At 60.8% G+C, this 3,868-nt stretch carries 5 protein-coding genes and 1 pseudogene; 2 read left to right on the top strand and 4 right to left on the bottom strand.

The features are described 5' to 3' along the window. Both Y704_RS23115 and Y704_RS0102290 read left to right on the top strand, forming a co-directional pair. On the top strand, positions 1–307 hold a 307-nt coding region (locus tag Y704_RS23115), incomplete at its 5' end, for a DUF1440 domain-containing protein (RefSeq protein WP_026548918.1). 171 nt (positions 308–478) lie between these two features. Then, entirely contained in the window at positions 479–952 is a 474-nt protein-coding gene (locus tag Y704_RS0102290; protein ID WP_026548917.1) for a hypothetical protein, read from the top strand. Positions 953–1,207: 255 nt separating this feature from the next. Here the strand turns inward: Y704_RS0102290 and trxA are convergent. The 4 genes and pseudogenes from trxA to Y704_RS18370 all read right to left on the bottom strand — a co-directional run bounded on the left by trxA (position 1,208) and on the right by Y704_RS18370 (position 3,441). Further along, positions 1,208–1,529, bottom strand: a pseudogene (gene trxA, locus Y704_RS18375) (thioredoxin). A gap of 49 nt (positions 1,530–1,578) precedes the next feature. Further along, entirely contained in the window at positions 1,579–1,701 is a 123-nt protein-coding gene (ykgO, locus tag Y704_RS0102280) for a type B 50S ribosomal protein L36 (protein ID WP_026548916.1), read from the bottom strand. Positions 1,702–1,847: 146 nt separating this feature from the next. Further along, complete coding sequence (locus Y704_RS0102275; protein WP_026548915.1) at positions 1,848–2,153, bottom strand: DUF4193 domain-containing protein; 306 nt, start codon at positions 2,151–2,153, stop codon at positions 1,848–1,850. Between the two features lie 367 nt (positions 2,154–2,520). After that, on the bottom strand, positions 2,521–3,441 hold the full coding sequence (locus Y704_RS18370) for an EamA family transporter (protein WP_162149354.1): 921 nt from the start codon (positions 3,439–3,441) through the stop codon (positions 2,521–2,523). Between the last annotated feature and the right edge of the window lie 427 nt (positions 3,442–3,868).

Below are 3,868 nucleotides of genomic sequence, written 5' to 3'. Positions count from 1 at the left end.
CGGGGTGAGCCCGACCGACCAACAGCCAGGACCGGGCGCGACCGTGTTTCACTATGCTCTGGGCATGCTGCCCGGGGCCCTTTACGGTGCAGTACGCCGGATACGACCGTCGGTGCGCACCGGATCCGGTGTCCTGTACGGTCTGGCGCTGTTTGTGGTCATGGACGAAACCGCCGCGCCGCTAACCGGGATTGCCTCCGCACCGGGCCGGTATCCCTGGCAGGCACACGCACGCGGCCTGGCCGCCCACGTCGTGCTCGGCGTAACGACCGAAATCCTCCTGCGCGCAACGGACCGCTTCCGATGAACACCGCTTCCAACGAACACCGGCCGGTACACAGCTGCCAGCGAAGCCTTCCCCGGGAGGGCTGCTTACCCGGTAATACCGCCGGAAGCTCCACGGAACATCAATCAATGATGGCCCCACTGGCTTCTGCGGTGGTTGCGGATACTGCCAGGCAAGACAATAATCGACAGCATGCTTACTAAAGAGAAGTCTTCCATGATGGGATCGATCGTTCGGGGTATGGCGGCAGGTGTTGCCGGAACCGTGGTGATGACGGCCTTCCAGAAATTCGTTGAGATGCCTCTGACCGGACGTGAAACCAGCTACGCGCCGGCGGATTTCGCGGAACGGATCCTGCCCATCCATCCAACGACCGAGCAGGGGCGCGAACAGCTGAACTGGGTCACCCACTTCGCACTGGGAACCATGTGGGGCTCGGCCTACGGCGTCACAGCTCACACCGGCATGCATGGGGCCAAAGCAATCGCCGTCGTTTTCCCCGTCGTTTACACCGGTGATGTCCTGCTCAACACGGCCCTCGGGCTGTACAAGCCCGGCACCTGGACCGCGGAGGACTGGACCGTGGATTTGGTCAACAAATTCGTCCAGGCCACAGCGACCGGCGTGCTCTACGACCACGTTTTCAAACCAACCCAAGCATCCTAGATAATCTCCCGACAGGAACCCCCAGCCCGGACATCCGCCAGCGAAGCACGCGGCCCCAGAATCTCCCGGATGGCTGGATTTACAGAGTAAGCGACAGTAAAGCCAAGACGACTGCGGGTGCGTGGCCATGAAGTGGGGCGCCCAGGAGGGCTAGTCTCAGGCGCCCACAATCGCTACCGATTTCGTGTAGCGCGGGGATAAAGACTGTCGGTGGGGGTGGATCCGGGGTGGATTACAAGTGCTGGTTTGTAGCTGTCAGCTGATGAAGGCCGCGAATTCCTGCTCGAGGACCTGTTTGGGTTTCGCTCCGATCGAGGTCGCCGCAATTTCGCCGTTGTTGAAGACGTAGACGGCGGGGATGGAAGTGATGCCGTATTTGGCCGCGATCGCGGGATTATCGTCTACATTGACCTTCACGACATCAACTTTTCCTGCGTGCTCAGTGGCAATGTCGTCCAGGATGGGAGACATTGCGGCATGGTCCGCACCATTCTGCCCAGAAATCTACGATGACCGGTTTTGTGGCCTGAAGTACGTCCGCGTCGAACGACGCATCGGTGACGTTTTTGGTGCTCATCTTTGTCTCTCCCTCGTCGGGTTCTCGTTGGGTTTGCGGTTGCCTGGGGTTAGCCTTGGCGTGCCTTGATGCGGGGGTTTTTCTTGTTGATGACGAAGGTCCGTCCGCGGCGTCGGACGACCTGGGAGCCCGGGATTTTCTTCAGTGCGCTCAATGAGTTTCGTACTTTCACGTGGTGCTCCTTTGACGGGTTCCTGAGGTGTTCAGTGGATTCAACTGGGGTCATAAGGGTCATGTCACAAAGCGGTCTCCTGCCGCGGGCACAGGAGTGGGCCTCCTAGAAGCGGTGCGGGGGCCGAGGCCGCCAAGCGGTGTTCTTCAATCTTCACACTCCGTGCAGTACCTGTCGCCGCTGGTTTCCCGCGCCAGCTGGCTGCGGTGGTGAACCAGGAAACAGGACATGCAGGTGAACTCGTCGTCCTGCTCGGGAATGACCTGGATGAGCAGCTCTTCGTGCGACAGATCAGCACCGGGTAAATCAAAGCCTTCAGCCGTGTCGCTATCCTCGAGGTCGATGACCGCTGTCTGAGTGGTTGCGCTGCGCTGAGCCTGAATCGCTTCGAGCGACTCATTGACGGGCTGATCTTCTTCCCTGACGCGTGGTTCGTCGTAATCAGTTGCCATGAAGCGGTTTTCTCCTTCGGATGAGCTTCACCATCGCAGGTGTGCAGGCAACAACCCGGCAGATGCTGCGCCTATTCCCGCACTGGTCAGGGCCCCGTCCAGCCCGGCCCGTTCATTCACGCACCCATCGTTACGAGCAAGGAGGAAAGGCCTCACGCGGCGTCGCTGGTGGACCGTCGCGGCTAGCCCTTCCATCTCGGGGTTGAGCGGGCGCTTTCCCCAGTGCACCTGTTGCGACGGATCCGGGTGAGGTGAAGCCGCTCTTCTTAGGGGACCGGTTCCAGGCAGTACGGGGGAAGCGTTTTGCCGCGGCGGTGGGATCGGGAGCCGGGCGTGCAGGAGCTTATGAGGAAACGTGTGGGTTGTGTCAGTCTTGGCGGGACTGTTCGTGCTGGTGTCCGGGTTGTGTCGGGGCGGGGCTGCGGCGCGGGGTTACGGCGTGAATGACTGCGCCGAGGATGAGGATCGCGCCTGGCAGGGTGGTCCAGGACAGTGGTTCTGCGAGGATCAGCCATCCCAAGGCTACGGCGATCAGGGGATTGACGTAGGCGAAGGTTGCCGCTTGATGGACCGGTACGTGACGCAGCAGCCAGGCGTAGGCGGTGAAGGCGAGCACGGATCCTGGAACGATCAGGTAGACAAGGCTCCACACTGAGGCGGCGCTTGCCTGTACTGGTCCTTCCAGTTCCCCCAACACGGCTGATATGCCCGTCAGGACTACCCCGCCAAAAAGCATTTGGTAGGCACTGGTAGTCAGTATCCCGGGCGGCAGCCTCAGCCGACTGGAGAGAAAGGAACCCGCGGAGTAGGACAGTGGGGCGATGAGCATGAGGAGAACTCCGAGCCAGATTCCTTCGGATGACCCCGTCCAGGGAGCCACTAGACGCGGCAACACGAGCAGCCCGACCCCGATGAATCCGGTAAACATTGCGTACCAGGCGCTCCTACTCAAGCGGTTACCAGCCAAGAAACCCCAGAGCAGGACCCAGATTGGTACGGACGCGGCGATCAGAGCTGCCAGGTTCGACGGGATGTGCTGTTCCGCCACGGTAGTCATTCCTGGCCCGCCCACGATCAACAGCAACGACGTCAGCACCAGGGGCCTGGCCTGGGCCCGGGTGAAGCGAAGTGATTGTGGGCCGTTCTTCATGAGGAGCCAAGCGGCCAGAATAGATCCCGCGGCAAGGAAACGCAGGCCAGCCCCGAGGAACGGCGGAACAGTCTCGACCATGATTTTGATCGCCAGGTAGGTCGACCCCCACACAAGATAGACAGTGCCAAAAGCCAACAAGACCAGCCAACGGGGCGGAACCGCCACCCGATGAGCACCCTCAACGGGCACATTGTTCTCCATAGCAACCAACGATAACCGGGAAAACGAACCCAAAACCGTCCTACGTGGCGGGTCTACGGACCCCAAGAGTTTCGGTACGGTCGATGGAAGGGCATCTTCCGGGGGTTTATGGGACGAGGCTCCGTGTCCGTAAGCCGGTCCTCCACCGCTCCATTATTTCCGGGGGCATTTGAAGAGGTCAGCTACGCAGATGTCGTGGTCAGTCCGGAGGGGCCGGGGTGACCGAGTTGATTCGTCATCCATCAAACGGGCGTAGTGTGCCTTGTACTTTTTGCTCTGGTTCCGGCCCACACGAAGGGACTGTACGGGCGGGCATCGACAACCCGCGCTCCGGGTTCCTGTTGGTGGTTTTGCGGGTCAT

Origin of the sequence: Arthrobacter sp. Br18 (assembly GCF_000520555.1) — a bacterium.
Lineage (GTDB): Bacteria > Actinomycetota > Actinomycetes > Actinomycetales > Micrococcaceae > Arthrobacter_D.
The sequence above is the reverse complement of the archived record's forward strand: the minus strand, read 5'-3'. Positions and strand labels throughout refer to the sequence as shown.

Excerpts from the sequence above, each read along its gene's own strand:
- Y704_RS0102290 (WP_026548917.1), top strand. The coding sequence starts at position 479 with ATGCTTACTAAAGAGAAGTCTTCCATGATGGGATCGATCGTTCGGGGT.
- Y704_RS0102275 (WP_026548915.1), bottom strand. The coding sequence starts at position 2,153 with ATGGCAACTGATTACGACGAACCACGCGTCAGGGAAGAAGATCAGCCC.